The following is a 15626-nucleotide window of genomic DNA, read 5'->3' as shown; positions in this document are numbered from 1 at the left end:
GTTGTGCTGCCGCGTCAACCCGGGCGGGGCCGGCCCGGAGGCCGGGCGGTGAAGCCGCAGCTGACGGGGTGACGCTCGCAGCATTGTGGGCCAGCCGGCCGCCCGGAGGGGAGCCCCGGGACGGCCGGCAACGTCGTTCTGTCAGGAACCCGACAGTTAATTCAGCTACGGACGGCCTCGACCGCCGCCGCGAGCCGCCGGACACCCTCGTCGATCTTGTCGGCGGTCACCGCCGAGAAGGCCAGTCGGAGCGCGTGCCGCCCGCCGTCCAGCACGAAGTCGCTGCCCTTGACCACGGCGACCCCGCGCTCGGCCGCCGCCGGGGCGAGCCGGTCGACCAGCACGTCCTCCGGGAACTCCACCCAGAGGAAGTAGCCACCGTCGGGCTCCACGAACTGCGCCTGCGGCAGGTGCCGGCGCAACGACTCGGCGAGCACCTGGGCCCGCTCGCCCAGCGCCGCCCGGACCGTCTCGATCGAGCGGTCGATGTCACCGGAGACGCAGAACTGGTGCACGATCGCCTGGGACACCATCCCGGGGGAGATGTAGAGGCTTGTCGCGTTCTTCGCGATGGAGGCGATCAGGTCGGCCGGGCCGACCAGGTAACCGACCCGTACGCCCGGGCAGACCGTCTTGGTGAAGCTCGACGCGTGCACCACCACGTTGCGGGTGTCCAGCGAGAGCATCGACGGCAGCGCATCGCCACGGAAGCGGATGTCCGCGTACGGGTCGTCCTCGAAGATCGTGAACTCGTACTCGGCGGCCAGGTCGAGCAACTCCCGGCGCTTCTCCAGGGACAGCGTCATGCCGGCCGGGTTCTGGTAGTTCGGGATGACGTGCGCGAGCCGGGGGCGGACCCCGGACTCCAGCAGCTTGCGCAGCTCGGCAGTGTCCAGGCCATCCGGCTGGACGGCGATGCCGTGCAGCTCACTGCCCATCCGCTGGAGGTTGAGCAGCGTCCGGTCGTACGTCGGGCGCTCCACCACCACAGCGTCGCCGGGGCGGACCAGGTGGTCGAAGAGGAACGCGTCGGCCTGGAGCGACCCGTTGGTGACCAGCACCTGATCGGCCCCGACCCCGTGCTTCTCGGCGATCCACTTTCGCAGCGGTAGGTACCCGACGGAGGTGCCGTACGCCGTCACCCCCGCGGGGTCGGCGTCGAAGGCGCGGACGGCGGCGGCCTTGAGCCCCTCGACATCGACGATGTCCAGCGAGGGAGCCCCACGGGCAAAGGAGATCAACTGCTCGGCGGTCATGGATGTTGAGCGTACGGGCGGCGGTGGGGAACGCGCGGTCGGCACGGCGATGTCCGCATCCTGAGCCACCGGGTCGGGTGACCCCACTCCACCGGTCGGCGGCAGATCAGACCGGAAGGGCGAGCGCGTCGTGATGCGCGGCCCGGGAAAGTCCCTCCAGCCGCACGCCGAGCGCGTCGAGGAGCTGACTCCAGTCGAAGTAGGAGCGCCAGGCGGTGATCCGACCCTTACGGGCCCGGACCACGTCGGCCACCTCCCAGCTCACCAGCCGGCCGGTTGGCGCGACGGTGCCGTACGGCGAATGCAGGGTGCCGGTGTGGGTGCCGGTCAGGCGCAGCTCGACGGCGGCGCCACCGCCGGTGCGGACGGCGCCCATCGGGTCGACCCGCAGATCCGGAAAGGCGCCGGTCCAGGTGCGCAGAAGCGCGGGCAGCTCGATCGGACGGACCGTCACGCCCGGCATGGCGTAGAACGCCTCCGGGGCGTAGAGATCCGGCAGCCGGGCCACGTCCCGGCGCAGGAGCATTGCGTACTGCTGCTCGACCAGCCGCTCCGCGTCGCGCATCGGGACCTCCCTCACGGGCCACGGTGTCTCCGCGCCCGCAAGGGATGCCTACCCATCGATCCGGCCCGGCACACCACCCCCGGTCAGGTAGCGGCGACCGCCTGGCTCTCCGACCAGACCCGCATGATGTCCCGCACCGAGATCACGCCGGCCACCTCCTGGCCGTCCAGCACCACCAGGTGCCGGAACCCGCCCCGGGCCATCGCGGCGGCGGCCTCGGCCACCGTCCACTCCGGCCCCGCGTAGACCACGTCCCAGGTCAGATGGGCGCCGGTGCGTTCCACGTCGCAGTCCAGACCGGCGCCGATGGCCTTCAACACGTCGCGTTCGGTCATGATCCCCACGCCCTCGGAATCCGGGTCGATCACGACCGCCGACCCGACACCGCGGGCCGACATCATCCGGGCCGCCTGTCGGAGCGTGTGCTCCGGACCGACGACGAGGACCTGGCTGGACATCGCATCCCGTACCTGCATCACACATCACCCCTTTGGGACGGTGGCATTCGGTACGGACATGGTGGTCGGTGGATGTTTCCTGGACAAGAGCGGCATCGCACAAGCTGCGGGCGCTGGCTACTGTCGGATGGTGTCCACCGAGCCCCTGCGCTGCGCCGGCGCGCTGATCGTCGACCATGACGGCCGCATCTTCTTTCAGCGCCGCTCACCACACCGACGCCTGTTTCCCAATTGTTGGGACATCGTCGGCGGCCACGTGGAGCCAGGCGAGGACATCGACGAGGCGCTGCGCCGGGAGATCACCGAGGAGACCGGCTGGGTCCTCTCCCACGTCCTGGGCCAGGTGGGTGAGTACAGCTACGTCGGCGACGACGGCCTGGCCCGGACGGAGTACGACTTCCTGGTCCGCGTCGACGGTGACCTCGACCGCCCGACGCTGGAGGCCGGCAAGCACACCGAGTACCGCTGGCTGGCCGAGCACGAGGTGACAGTGCTCGACGAGCACCGCCACGTCAACGACGGGCTGATCCGGCGGATCGCGCAGGAGGGCTTCGCCGTCCTGCGGTCGATCGGTCTGTGAACACCGTCGAGTTGGCGCCCCACCGGATCGCCGGGCTGCTCGCCCCGGCCGTGGACCGGACCTTCCGTGCCGGCATCCTGGCCGGCCGGGACGGTGGTGGCGCCGAGTTGTCCCAGCGCTATGGCGGAATCGCGGCGACCGGCTTCCTGGTCGACCTCCGCACCCGGCTGGCCGCACCCGGTGGCACTGTCGACGGGCCCGGGTTCGCGGCGATCACCCGCTACCAGGACCCGGTCGTCTGCCGACGGACAGTGGACAAGCAGGTGGCACACGGGATGATCTACCGCGGCCCGGCCGGCGCCCTGTCCGCCACCGAGCGGGGCACCGCCTTCCTCGCCGAGCTGTACCAGGTGCACGCCGAGGTCACCGAGGAGCTGTGGGCCGGGCACGACGACCGGGTGGCCCGGCTGGTGGCCATGCTCGGCCGACTGCTGTCGTACGCCCTGGTGCTGACCGACGAGGAGGGGGACCGGGTCGCCTCGGCCTTCGCCGCGCTGGCGCCCCCGTACGAGCCGGACGGCACCCCGTCGGGCGTGCTGCTGCTCAACCGGCTCAGCACGATGCGATACCACCGGGCCGACGCGCACGCCGCCGCCTGGACTGCCGCCGGGCACACCGCGTCGAGCATCGCCGCCCTTCCGGCCGGTCCCGAACGGCTCGCCATCGAGCTGGAGACCGACCGGCGGGCCGCCGGCCCGTACGCCGTGCTCAGCGCGGAGGAGCGCCTGACCATGCTGGCCGACCTGGCAGCCTTGCCCGGCTGACCCGGTTGGCCGGAGCGGCACACCCGGCCGGCGCTATCCTCCAGCGGTGACGGGAGCAGGACTAGGGAGGATGTCGCGATGATCGGAATGGTGCTCGCGGCCGGAGCGGGACGACGGCTGCGCCCGTACACCGACACCCTGCCCAAGGCGTTGGTGCCGGTGGACGGCGAGACGACGATCCTGGACATCGCGCTGGGCAACCTCGCCGAGGTCGGGCTCACCGACATCGTGATCGTCGTCGGCTACGCGGCGGACGCGGTCCGCGAGCGGCAGGCCGACCTGGAGAAGCGGTACGGGGTCACCCTCACCCTTGTGCACAACGACAAGGCCGAGGAGTGGAACAACGCCTACTCGCTCTGGCTCGCCCGGGAGTACTTCGCGCGCGGAGTGCTGCTGGTCAACGGGGACACCGTGCACCCGGTGAGCGTGGAGAAGACCCTGCTCGCCGAGCGTGGCCCGGGCATCCTGCTGGCCGTGGACACCCTCAAGCCGCTGGCCGAGGAGGAGATGAAGACCACCTTCGACGCCGCCGGTCAGCTCACCCGGATCACCAAGCTGATGGATCCGGGCGAGGCGTACGGGGAGTACATCGGCGCGACGCTGATCGAGCCGCAGATCGCCGACGCCCTCGCCGACGCGCTGGAGGCGACCTGGCGACGGGACCCGAACCTGTACTACGAGGACGGCTACCAGGAGTTCTCCGACCGGGGCGGGGAGGTGCGGGCGGCGCCGATCGGTGACGTCCCCTGGGTCGAGGTCGACAACCACGCCGACCTGGCCCGCGCGCGGGAGATCGCGTGCCTCTACTAGCTCGGAGCGTCCTCACCCCGCTGCACATCGACGTGCGACGCGGGGCGGTCGCCGACCTGGGGGCGATCCTGGCCGACGGGCGGATCTCCTCCGGGGGTGACGTCGCGGTGGTGGTCGGCCCGGGTCAGGGCGCCCAGATCGCGGAGCTGATCCGACCGTCGCTGCGCTCGGCGGACGTCTTCACCGTCTCCGGCGGGACCCTGGACGCCGCCGACGACCTGGGCGGCAAACTCCGCGCCCGGTCGTACGACGCGGTGGTCGGCATCGGTGGCGGCAAGACCATCGACGTGGCCAAGTACGCGGCGACCCGTCGAGGTCTGCCGATGGTGTCGGTGGCGACCAGCCTCGCCAACGACGGGATCGCCTCCCCGGTGGCCAGCCTGATCACCGACGGGATCAAGGGCTCCTACGGCGTCCACATCCCGATCGGGGTGATCGTCGACCTGGACTTCGTGGAGAGCGGCCCGGACCGGCACAACCGGGCCGGCATCGGCGACGTGATCAGCAACATCAGCGCGCTGGCCGACTGGGAGCTGTCCCGGCAGGTACGCGGTGAGCCGGTCGACGGGCTGGCCGCGTCGCTCTCGCGAGCGGGCGCCGAGGCGGTGCTCAACCACCCCGGCGACATGAGCGACGACGCCTTCGTGATCGTCCTCGCCGAAGCGTTGATCTCCAGCGGCCTGGCGATGGCTGTCGACGGCACCAGCCGTCCGTGCAGCGGCGGCTGCCACGAGATCATGCACGCTGTCGACTCGCTCTTTCCCGGGACCGCCTCGCACGGCGAGCTGGCCGGGCTGGGTGCGCTGTTCTGCACCTGGCTGCGCGGAGACCTCCGCCGCTTTCGGGAGATGTCCGCCTGCCTGGCCCGACACGGTCTGCCCCGGCTCCCCGGCGAGGTGGCGCTCACCGACGACCAGTTCATCGAGGCGGTGCAGTTCGCGCCGCGTACCCGGCCGGACCGGTACACCATCCTCGAACACCTGGCACTGTCGCCTACCGAGACCCGGGAACGGCTGGCAGACTACGCCGGTGCAATCCGCGACCAGCTTGGCTGACCCCCGTCCCACCGTCGCCGACTTCCACCGGGTGAACCGGGGCGGCGGCCTGTTCAGCGAGTCGATCAGCCAGTGGCTGGGGGCCGTCTTCGCGCTCGTCGCCCAGCGGCTCGGGCTGCGACCGACAGCGTTGACCATCACCAACCTGGTGCTCGGGCTGGCCACCTCGGTCACCGTGGTGGCGCTCGCCGGCCCGGTCGCCGCCGGGGACGTACCGGCCTGGGTCGTCGGCCTGCTCGCCCTGGTCGGCTGGCAGGTGGCGTACTCCCTGGACTGCGCGGACGGGCAGCTGGCCCGGGTGACCGGCCAGGGCAGCGCGGCCGGCGCGCGCGTCGACGTGCTCTGCGACGTGGCCGCGCAGATCGCCCTGGTGGCGGCCCTGGCCGCCACCGCCGTGGCGCAGGAGCCGGCCACGCCGACCTGGCTCGTGGCGACCTTCGCGGGCACCTGGATGGTCAACCTGGTGACGTCGGTGATGCAGGCCGGCCCGAACGCGGCCAGCATGGTCACCTCGACCTCGCTGCCGGTGCGCCTGGTGAAGCTGGTCCGCGACTACGGTGCTGTGGTCTTCGTGGCCGCCCTGGTGCTCGCCGTGGCCCCCGCGCTGGTCCTCTGGGTGATGGTCGCCTTCACGATCGTCAACGGCGGCTTCCTGCTGGCCAGCATCGCCTTCTCCGCCCGCGCCTCCCTGCGCTGACCCACCCAGCCCAACCCCTCACCCACGCGCCCGCCTGTCTGCGCGCTGCCCGCCCGCAAGATCCACCCAACTTCCCCGAAGTTGCTGCCTCCGACCGGCGGGAGACCACAACATCCCTGATGTTGCGCAGATCTTGCGGGCAGATCCGCCTGCCCCGTCCGCAGCGCCGCGCGGAGGGGCGGCGGCGTGGCGGCGTCCGCCGCCATGATCGCGCTCGATCCAGGATGTAGTGGCCTCGGAGCAGCCGGACGGGACTACTTCCTGGATCGAGCGCGATCATGCACGGCACGGCGCAAGACGGGACGGGGTGGGGCGGGGTGGGTCGGGTTCAGACGTGGTTGGGAGTTCGGGCCAGGCCCGCATAGATGTCGATGAGCCGCTTGGTGACCACGTCGGGGTGGAAGGTTCGCTCATAGCGGGCGCGGGCGCCCACTGTCAGCCCGGACGCACCGGCGCGGGCGACCGGCAGCGCGGCCGCGAGCGCGGCCGGCTCCGGAGCGACCACCCAACCGGCCTCACCCAGACCGATTCCCGCCGGCATGGCTGACCCGCCGCCGCCCCCGGCGACCGCGGAGGCGACCTCGGCGGGCCCGGTGCCGGCGGGCTCGTGCGGGGCGTCGGCCCCGACCAGGTACGGAATGCCGCCCAATGCCGTACCGAGCACCGGCCGGCCGTTCGCCAACGCCTCGATGATCACGGTGGGCAGCACGTCGTGCCACATCGCGGCGGCGATCACCACAGCGCTCGCCTCGACGGCGGCCTGCACGCCGGCCCGGTCGAGCTGACCGAGGTAGACCACGTCGTGTCGCTCGGCGGCGGCCGCCTCCACGAGGTGGCGCAGCTCGCCGTCGCCGGCCACCCGCAGCGTGCCCAGCGAACCCACCGGGTGCCGACGCCAGGCGTCCAGCAGCAGGTCGACGCCCTTCTCCGGGGAGAGCCGGGCCATGTAGAGGAACCCGTCACCCAGCGGCGCCGGCCGACCCGGATCGGGTACGGAGTTCGGCTTCACCACGATGCGTTCGTCCGGAATGCCGTAGTCGCGGAGGTGATCGGCGATCGCCGAGGTGAGCGCGATGTACCGATCCACCGAGCGCCAGGTGCCCCGGTGCACGGCCAGGGTGGTAGCCATCAGCGCGCTCTGCACCGCCGAGTCGCGGTAGCAGCGGTGCTTGATCGCCGGCACACCCAACGCCCGACCCTTGCAGTCCTGACAGATCACGCCGTCGCGGAAGTAGATCCCCGACGAGCAGACCTGCCGGTAGTTGTGCACCGTCTGCACCACCGGCACGCCGTGCCGGTGCGCGGTCCGCACCACCCAGGGCGAGATAAGGGGGTACGGGTTGTGCAGGTGCAGAACGTCCGGTCGGTGTTCGGTGAGCAGTCGGCTCAGGTCGTGCTGGGCGCGCGGCGCCCAGATCGGCGAGATCGGCAGCAGCGCCTTCGCCGCCTTCGACATCGACGGGATCTCGTCCGAACTACGGATGAAGGGCAGCACCTCGACGCCAGCGGCGGTGAGCTGAGCGATCTCCGAGTCGACGATCGTGTTCTCACCGGAGGGCTGCGCTTCCCGGTACCGGTTGTGTGCCACCACGATTCTCACGGAGCTTGCCCTTCGTTCGCGATTGCGGGACTCGCAAGCTCATTCCTCACGCTCACGGGAAAGAAGGCTACCGTTGTGTCGTGCCCGAACTACCGGAGGTTGAGGCGCTCGCGGGTTACCTGCGTCAGCGCGCGGTGGGGCGGCGCGTCGATCGGCTGGAGATCGCCGCGATCAGCGCCCTGAAAACGTACGAGCCGGCGCCGACCGAGGTCGCCGGCCGGGCGGTGGTCGACGCCAGTCGGCACGGCAAGTTCCTCGACGTCCTCTTCGAGGGCGGAGTGCACCTGGTGGTGCATTTGGCGCGAGCGGGCTGGCTGCACTACCGGGAGGCGTTCCCCGCCACCACCCCACTGCGTCCGGGCAAGGGTCCGATCGCGGTGCGGGTACGCCTGGATGACGGTTCCGGCTTCGACCTCACCGAGGCCGGCACGCAGAAGAAGCTGGCCGCCTATCTGGTGACCGACCTCGCGGCGGTCCCCGGGGTGGCCAAGCTGGGCCCGGACGCGCTCGCCGCGGATCTGCCCCTCTTCGCTGAGCGGCTGCGGAGCAGACGGGGGCAGGTCAAGGGGGTGCTGACCGACCAGTCGGTGCTGTCCGGGGTGGGCAACGCGTACTCCGACGAGATCCTGCACGCCGCGAAGCTGTCCCCGTTCGCGATCACCGATCGGCTCACCGACGCCCAGATCGCCACACTGCACGCCGCCACCCGACAGGTCCTCGGTGACGCGGTAGAGCGGTCCCTCGGTCAGCGGGCCGCGGAGCTCAAGGGCGAGAAGCGTTCCGGGCTGAAGGTGCACGCGCGCACCGGGCTGCCCTGCCCGGTCTGCGGGGACACAGTGCGCGAGGTGTCGTTCGCCGACTCCAGCCTCCAGTACTGCCCCACCTGCCAGACCGGCGGCAAGCCGCTCGCTGACCGTCGGTTGTCTCGCCTCGTACGGTGAGTAATTGCACTTCAGGGCTACAGAGCGGAATCGCCCTCCCTGAGTGGAAGCTCCGGTCCGCCCTTCTCGCCACGCGCGCATCCATCGGTATAGTGGCCCGGTCCCCGGCTTCTGAAATGGTGCGGAGCCGGCCAGATCCCTCCAGCACCGTCGGTCGCCAATCTCCTTCGGGGCGACGATCGTTCGGAGCCCGCGTGGGAGACTGGGACGGTGGGCGACCCGGGCCTTCACGCCGAGTGAGCGGCCCGTGTCATGCGGGAGGACATGGGTGAGGTGACGGCAAGCCTCCAGCGCCCGGTAACCAACGAAGGCCGGAGCAGACTCGTGCGGCACGTCGACAGCTTCGAGATCCAGCCGCCGACGCCGCCGTCCCACAACGGCGTCCCTCGGTCGGCATGGACCAGGGCGCGACGCCGCGTCTCCCGTTGGCACCGCCCCTACACCGCGATCCTGCTGCTGCTCGACTTCGGCGCGGCGGCATTCGCCAGCTGGATCGCGATCCAGCTGTTCGACCAGGCCGCCTCCGGGTTCTCCGGCACCCAGCAGGACCCGACCTGGTTCCACACCGTCTCCTACCTGCTGCTCCCGCTCGGCTGGGTGATCATCCTCTGGAGCAACCGGGCGTACGACCGCCGCTACCTGGGGCTCGGCCCGGACGAGTTCAAGCGGGTGATCCGGGCCGGGGTGACGGTCGCCGCGAGTGTCTCGTTCCTCGCCTTCGCCACCAAGACCGAGTTGTCCCGCTGGACGGTCGGCACGGCCCTGCTCGGGGCGCTGCTGCTGATCCTGTGGGGCCGTTTCGTGGCCCGGTGGGCGCTGCACTACATCCGGCGGCGGGCCGGCCAGGCCGCCCACCGGATGGTGCTGGTCGGCACCCTGCCCGAGTGCCTGGAGGTCTACGCGGCGGTCACCCGCAGCCCGGCCGCCGGGCTGATGCCCGTCGCCATCCACATCACCGACGGGTACGCGGCGGCCCGAGGCATGCCGACCCCGGTTCCGGTGTACGCCGGACGCGACGTCCTGGCCCTGGTCCGTGAGGTCGGCGGGGACACCATCGCCGTCTGCGGGTCGGCCAGCGCGGAGCCGGGCGAGTTGCGCCGGCTGGCCTGGCAGCTGGAGGGCTCCGGCGTCGACCTGGTGGTCGCCCCGCAGCTCACCGACATCGCCGGCCCTCGGGTGCACATCCGGCCGATCGAGGGTCTGCCGCTGCTGCACGTCGAGGAGCCGACCCTCTCCGGGCCGGCGCTGCTCGCCAAGAACCTGATGGACCGGGTCGCCGCCGGCCTCGGCCTGCTGCTGCTGTCCCCGCTCTTCCTGGCCATCGCCGTGGCGATCCGGATCTCCGACCCCGGGCCGGTCTTCTTCCGCCAGCCCCGGGTGGGGCACGAGGGGCGCACGTTCCGGGTGTGGAAGTTCCGGACCATGTACGTCAACGCCGAGGACCGCCTGGCCAGCCTGGTCGATCGGAACGAGACCGACGGCATGCTGTTCAAGATGAAGGAGGACCCTCGGGTCTTCCCGGTCGGCCGCTTCCTGCGGGCCACGTCGCTGGACGAGCTGCCGCAGCTGATCAACGTGCTGTGGGGCGAGATGTCGCTGGTCGGGCCCCGCCCGCTACCGGCCGACGACGGTGACTTCCTGGGTGACGTGCGGCGCCGGCTGCTGGTCCGCCCCGGCATGACCGGGCTGTGGCAGGTCTCCGGCCGCTCCGACCTGTCCTGGGACGAGTCGGTCCGACTGGACCTCTACTACGTCGACAACTGGTCGCTCGCGTACGACCTGAGCATCCTGTGGCGCACCGTCGGGGTGGTGCTCGCCCGCAAGGGCGCGTACTAGAGGGTTGGCGCGCCGGCTCGCAGGGGCGAGGATCGCTGCGTGGCTGCCAACCTCTCCGCCGTGGTCGGCGTCGTCTCACTCGTCACCGCGCTGACCGCGGCCCTGCTGGCGGTGCTGCGGCTGCGGGCCCGCCGTGGCATCGCCACCGCCACCCAACGGGCCACCTACGAGGTGCTGCACACCGCCGGCCTGGCCGCCGAGCCTCTGCGAGCGGGGTTGAGCGAGGCGGGCGCGGCGAAGGCCGTACGCCATCTGCGGGCGCTGGTGGGAGCGGTCGGGCTGGCGCTCACCGACGCCGACCGGCTGCTGGCCCTCGACGGGCGCGGCACGCACCACGGAGATCAACTGCTCGCGGCGGCCCAGCGGACCGTGGACACCGGCCGCTCGACAGTGCTGGGTGAGCAGGAGCTGCACTGCGACCGGGTCGACTGCCCGGTCCGCGGAGCGGTGGTCGCGCCGTTGCTGGGGGCGGACGGCCGGGTGGTGGGCGCGCTGGTGGCTGTCGCCGACAGCCCGCCGCCTCCGGGGTTGGTGCAGGCCACCCTGGAGACCGCGCACTGGGCCGGCAACCAGCTCGCCCTGGCCGAGCTGGACTCGTCGCGGGAGCGGCTGGCCCGCGCCGAGATCCGGGCGTTGCGGGCGCAGATCAGCCCGCACTTCATCTACAACGCGCTGACCGCGATCGGCTCGTTCGTCCGCACCGACCCGGAGCGGGCCCGGGAGCTGATCCTGGAGTTCGCCGAGTTCACCAGGTACTCGTTCCGGGCGCACGGGGAGTTCACCACGCTGGCCGAGGAGCTGCGGTCGATCGACCGCTACCTGACCATCGAACGGGCGCGGTTCGGCGACCGGTTGCAGGTGCGGTTGCAGATCGCCCCGGAGGTGCTGCCGGTGACGCTGCCGTTCCTCTGCCTCCAGCCGTTGGTGGAGAACGCGGTTCGCCACGGGTTGTCCCGCAAGCCGGGCACGGGCATGGTGAGCATCGAGGCCCGGGACGCGGGAGCCGAATGCCACATCACGGTGGAGGACGACGGAGTGGGAATGGATCCGACCACGCTGACCGCCGGCATCGCCGAGCTGGCCCGCGGCACCGGCGACCCGGGCGACGACACGGGCCAGCACGTCGGCCTCTCCAACGTCGACGAGCGGTTGCGCTCGGTCTTCGGGGACCGGTTCGGCCTGGTCGTGGAGACCGGGCTGGGCTCGGGCACGAAGGTGAGCATGCGGGTGCCGAAGTTCCACCCCGGCGTGCGGGCAGGGTCGTGAGCGAGCGAACCGGAACGGGTGCGGTGAACGCGTCCGGTTTCCTGCGCGTCCTCGCCGTGGACGACGAGCCGCCCGCGCTCGACGAGCTGGCGTACCACCTGCGGGCCGACCCCCGGGTGGCCCGGTTGCACACGGCCGGGGATGCCACCGAGGCGCTGCGGTTGCTGCGCGACGGTGACGTGGACGTGGTCTTCCTGGACATCCGGATGCCCGGCCTGGACGGCATGGAGCTGGCCCGGGTGTTGCGCCGCTTCGCCCGGCCACCGGCGATCGTGTTCGTCACCGCGTACGACGACGGCGCGGTGGACGCGTTCGATCTGGGCGCCACCGACTACGTCCGGAAACCGGTGCGCGCCGATCGGCTGGCCGAGTCGCTGCGCCGGGTGATCGGTTCGCGGGTGGTGCCGTCGCACCCGGCGGCGCTGGCCCGCGCGGAGGAGGACCCGACCATCCCCATCGAGTTGGCCGGCACCACCCGGATGCTGCCCCGCTCGGCGGTGCGGTGGGTGGAGGCGCAGGGCGACTACGCCCGGTTGCACACCGCTGAGGGGTCGCACCTGGTGCGGGTCTCACTGGCCACGCTGGCGGAGCGCTGGGCCGATGCCGGTTTCGTCAGGGTGCACCGGTCGTACCTGGTGCAGTTGAAGTTGATCGCGGAGTTGCGGCTGGTCAACTCCGGCTACGTGGTGGTGATCGATTCGACCGAGCTGCCGGTGAGCCGGCGGCACACCCGCGAGCTGAAGGACAAGCTGGTCAGGGCCGCGAAGCAGGATTGGAGTCGCTGAGCCGGGAATGGAACCAGCCCTACCGTACGTTGTACGCTAGTCCGTACGACTTCCGGGAGGCTCGCCGTGACCGCAACCCCGTTCGACGCCGAATCCGAGTTCGACAACCAACTCGACCGACTGGTGCAGCTCGGCTACCCCGCCCTCGCCGGGCTGACCGAGGGCGCCTTCCGCGACCTGGTCGCGCCACTGCGGGCCAGGGCGGTCGAGGGCACCGCCGGCCTGCCCGCCCCCACCGACGCCCGGGTGCCGTTCCTGCTGGTCATCACCCGAGAGCTGATCGGGGTGCCGGAACGGGTGGAGCTCACCACAGTGGCCGGCAAGCGCAAGCCCGGCGTCGTCGACCGGAACTACGCCGAGGACGACCTGCCCCGCTTCGACCCGATCAAGGAGCTGGAGGTGCCGGCCGGGCCGGCGTACCTGCTCTTCGACGTCGACCGGGGCGAGGAGTTCCGCAACCTGGCCCCGGCCACGGCCATGGAGGGGATCACCGCGCAGGGCCGGTTGCCGCTGAGCATCGACGAGGGGCTCGCCTTCATCACGCTGCACCCGGCCGCGCTGGCCAGCAACCGGTGCTTCTCGCTGGTCGGCTCCCGCTGCGGCGACAAGCGGGTGCCCGCGCTGTGGATCAGCCAGGGCGCACCCAAGCTGGGCTGGTGCTGGTACGGCAACCCGCACACCTGGCTCGGCTCCGCCTCGGCCCGGCCGGAGCGCATCGGCCTGGGCTGACCGCCAGGGTGCCCGTTTCCACTGAGGATGCTCGCCCGGTCGGGCAATTCCAGAGCCATCGTCGGTGACCTATTCTTCGGGTGCCGACCCCGTACGGGGCGCAGGGTCGGTGCGGGCAGAGCCTGCTCAGGCCGCCCCACCACCCTCACATTGGGACATCGATGCAGCTATTCGAAGCCCGCCGCGTTCTCCTGGCCGGTGCCGTCGTGGCGGCGCTCGTGCTGCCCGGCGCCACCCCGGCCCAGGCCGCGGCGACGGGCGCGGTCAGCGGACGACTGACCACCAGCGCAGGCACACCCGCCGCCGAAGTCCTCGTGCAGCTCTACGAGAGCGACAGCTACGAGTACGTCGGCTCCACCAACACCGACGCCGACGGCAACTACACGGTCGGCGGGCTGCAAGCCGGCTCGTACGTGGTGGGCTACTTCCCCTGGGAGAAGCCTGAGCAGTACCACCACCAGAAGGACAGCGCGTTCGACGCCGACCCGGTGACCGTCACCGAGGGTGGCACCACCCGGGTCGACGAGCAGCTCTTCGCCACCGGCAGCATCACCGGACGCATCGTGAACACCGACGGCCAGCCGGTGGTGGACCTGAGCGTCGACGTTCGGGAGACCGAAACGTATGCCCGGGCGTGGGGTCGCACCGACGACCAGGGCCGGTTCACTATCGCCGCCCGACCGGGTCGCTACACGGTGAGCATCCAACCGATCGAGGGCTCCTACCAGGAGCAGTACGTGCCCGGGAAGCTCGACCAGGAGAGCGCCGACGTCTTCGAGGTCAAGGCCGACGAGGCGATCGTGGTCAACGAGACGGCGCTGCCGGCGGGCAGCCTGACCGGCCGGTTCACCACCGCCGCTGGCGCCCCACTCCCGAACGCCGAGGTCAGCATCACCACCGCCAACTCGTCCAGCGGGGCGTGGACGCAGACCGACGCGAACGGCGAGTTCACCGCGCAACTGCTCCAGGGCGCCTACAAGGTTGGCGTGACCGCCGGTGAGCGTCAGCAGTACTACCGCGGCAAGCTGACCTCTGAGGAAGCCAACCTGGTCGAGGTGCGGGGTGGGCAGCAGACGACCATCGCGGACAGCCTGCTCGGCACCGGCTCGGTCACCCTGTCGGCCATCAACTCGGTCACCGGCGCCCCGATCGCAAACTTCTGCGCCCAGTCGATCTGCAGCAACGGCACCGGCACTGTGACCGTCACCGGCCTGCCGCAGGGCAAACACACCATCTACCTGGACGCACCGGACAAGCTGCACTTCTCCCGCGAGGTGAACGGGGTACGGGTCAAGGCGAACGTCGACACCAAGTTGACAGTGAAGATGCGGCCCGGCGCGGTCATCAGCACCACCATCGTGGACCGGCAGAGCGGCGCGCCGGTGTCGAACATCTGCCTGGACACCTTCCTGCCGAAGCAGGCGTCGCTCCAGGACGGCTACGGCGACTGCAGCGACCGCAACGGCAAGATCCAGGTGGGACCACTCGCCGTCGGCAGCTACAAGCTCTTCGCGGTGCCGCAACGCGACACGTACGGCCGTCAGTGGGTGGGCGCCAACGGTGGCACCGGCGACGAGCGGGAGGCAGCCGTCGTCGCCGCCACCGCCGGTCAGGTCGTCACCGGACCGCAGGTCCTGCTCGACCGGGCGGGCACTGTCACGGGCACTGTCACCGACGTGGCCGGCAAGCCGGTGGCGAACGCCGGCGTGTCGGTGCTGACCGGTCACCCCGGGGTCGGCGCCCAGGACGCCATCACCGACGAGCGCGGCGTCTACACCATCAAGCGCCTCGGCCCGTACGCCTGGCCGCTGGTGTTCGGTGGTAACCCGTACGCCAGCGAGTGGTCCGGCGACAAGCCCAGCCGGTTCAAGGCCACTCCGGTGCCGGTGACCGCCGGGGCGGCCGCCACCCACAACGTCCAACTCGACCAGGGCATCGAGCTGACCGGCACCCTCCGTACGCCGGACGGCGCTTCCTTCACCAGCGGATTCGTCATCGCCCGCAGCGCCGACACCGGCGACATCGCGGGCAACGGGTCGATCAGCGACGGTCGGTTCAGCATTCGCCTCAAGGGACCGCAGCGGATCTACTTCACCTACAACGTCTCGCTCGGAGATGAGTACTTCGACGGTCGCTACCTGGTGACCCAGCCGGACGGCAGCCGAAAGCTGGCGCTCTTCACCGTCCCGGCCACCGGCAGCATGTCAGTGGACCTGGTCGTACCTGTCGACTGACGGTTTGGTGCAGCGGGGCCGGCGGCATCGTGCCACCGGCCCCGCTTCGC

15 protein-coding genes are annotated in these 15626 nt (G+C 71.2%); 11 read left to right on the top strand and 4 right to left on the bottom strand.

The genetic code is table 11. The annotated features are described in order from the left end of the window. Positions 1-161 precede the first annotated feature (161 nt). From NIE79_RS29210 to NIE79_RS29200, 3 genes are all read right to left on the bottom strand, one after another. Positions 162-1256, bottom strand: coding sequence for an aminotransferase-like domain-containing protein (locus tag NIE79_RS29210; RefSeq protein ID WP_238681627.1), 1095 nt, complete (start codon positions 1254-1256; stop codon positions 162-164). A 106-nt stretch (positions 1257-1362) separates the two neighbouring features. Then, entirely contained in the window at positions 1363-1821 is a 459-nt protein-coding gene (locus NIE79_RS29205) for an ester cyclase (RefSeq protein WP_238681626.1), read from the bottom strand. Positions 1822-1904: 83 nt separating this feature from the next. Continuing rightward, complete coding sequence (locus tag NIE79_RS29200; protein ID WP_238681625.1) at positions 1905-2297, bottom strand: CBS domain-containing protein; 393 nt, start codon at positions 2295-2297, stop codon at positions 1905-1907. 109 nt (positions 2298-2406) lie between these two features. Between NIE79_RS29200 and NIE79_RS29195 the strand changes: the two genes are divergently transcribed. From NIE79_RS29195 to NIE79_RS29175, 5 genes are all read left to right on the top strand, one after another. Next, positions 2407-2859, top strand: a complete 453-nt coding sequence (locus NIE79_RS29195) for an NUDIX domain-containing protein (RefSeq protein ID WP_238681662.1) — start codon at positions 2407-2409, stop codon at positions 2857-2859. Further along, the gene (locus NIE79_RS29190; protein ID WP_238681624.1) at positions 2856-3623 is read left to right on the top strand and encodes a hypothetical protein; all 768 of its coding nucleotides are present in this window, start codon (positions 2856-2858) and stop codon (positions 3621-3623) included. Before NIE79_RS29195 ends, NIE79_RS29190 begins: the two co-directional genes overlap by 4 nt. Before the next feature lie 78 nt (positions 3624-3701). Next, a complete protein-coding gene (locus NIE79_RS29185; protein ID WP_238681623.1) occupies positions 3702-4433 on the top strand; it encodes a phosphocholine cytidylyltransferase family protein in 732 nt (243 codons plus the stop codon). Then, positions 4421-5488, top strand: a complete 1068-nt coding sequence (locus NIE79_RS29180; RefSeq protein WP_238681622.1) for an iron-containing alcohol dehydrogenase family protein — start codon at positions 4421-4423, stop codon at positions 5486-5488. Before NIE79_RS29185 ends, NIE79_RS29180 begins: the two co-directional genes overlap by 13 nt. After that, positions 5463-6185, top strand: coding sequence for a CDP-alcohol phosphatidyltransferase family protein (locus NIE79_RS29175; protein WP_238681621.1), 723 nt, complete (start codon positions 5463-5465; stop codon positions 6183-6185). The genes NIE79_RS29180 and NIE79_RS29175 overlap by 26 nt, the downstream gene beginning before the upstream one ends. 328 nt (positions 6186-6513) lie before the next feature. On the opposite strand, the gene NIE79_RS29170 is transcribed toward NIE79_RS29175, so the two are convergent. Next, complete coding sequence (locus tag NIE79_RS29170) at positions 6514-7785, bottom strand: glycosyltransferase (protein ID WP_238681620.1); 1272 nt, start codon at positions 7783-7785, stop codon at positions 6514-6516. Between the two features lie 80 nt (positions 7786-7865). Between NIE79_RS29170 and NIE79_RS29165 the strand changes: the two genes are divergently transcribed. The 6 genes from NIE79_RS29165 (at position 7866) to NIE79_RS29140 (ending at position 15576) form a co-directional block, all read left to right on the top strand. Next, positions 7866-8726 carry an Fpg/Nei family DNA glycosylase gene (locus NIE79_RS29165; protein ID WP_238681619.1) on the top strand — a complete coding sequence of 287 codons (861 nt, stop codon included), beginning with the start codon at positions 7866-7868 and terminating at the stop codon, positions 8724-8726. 264 nt (positions 8727-8990) lie between these two features. Then, positions 8991-10562 (top strand): sugar transferase, encoded by a 1572-nt coding sequence (locus tag NIE79_RS29160; protein WP_238681661.1) that lies wholly within the window; start codon positions 8991-8993, stop codon positions 10560-10562. A gap of 39 nt (positions 10563-10601) precedes the next feature. Next, positions 10602-11828, top strand: a complete 1227-nt coding sequence (locus NIE79_RS29155; protein WP_238681618.1) for a sensor histidine kinase — start codon at positions 10602-10604, stop codon at positions 11826-11828. Between the two features lie 23 nt (positions 11829-11851). Further along, complete coding sequence (locus NIE79_RS29150; RefSeq protein ID WP_088950711.1) at positions 11852-12613, top strand: LytR/AlgR family response regulator transcription factor; 762 nt, start codon at positions 11852-11854, stop codon at positions 12611-12613. A gap of 66 nt (positions 12614-12679) precedes the next feature. Further along, positions 12680-13342 carry a DUF5701 family protein gene (locus NIE79_RS29145; RefSeq protein ID WP_238681617.1) on the top strand — a complete coding sequence of 221 codons (663 nt, stop codon included), beginning with the start codon at positions 12680-12682 and terminating at the stop codon, positions 13340-13342. A 161-nt stretch (positions 13343-13503) separates the two neighbouring features. Further along, positions 13504-15576: a carboxypeptidase-like regulatory domain-containing protein gene (locus tag NIE79_RS29140; RefSeq protein ID WP_238681616.1), complete on the top strand. Its 2073-nt coding sequence runs from the start codon at positions 13504-13506 to the stop codon at positions 15574-15576. Positions 15577-15626 lie beyond the last annotated feature (50 nt).

This window comes from Micromonospora trifolii (assembly GCF_022229005.1).
GTDB lineage: Bacteria > Actinomycetota > Actinomycetes > Mycobacteriales > Micromonosporaceae > Micromonospora > Micromonospora trifolii.
Note: the sequence above shows the minus strand (reverse complement) of the source record. Positions and strands in the feature narration are given on the sequence as shown.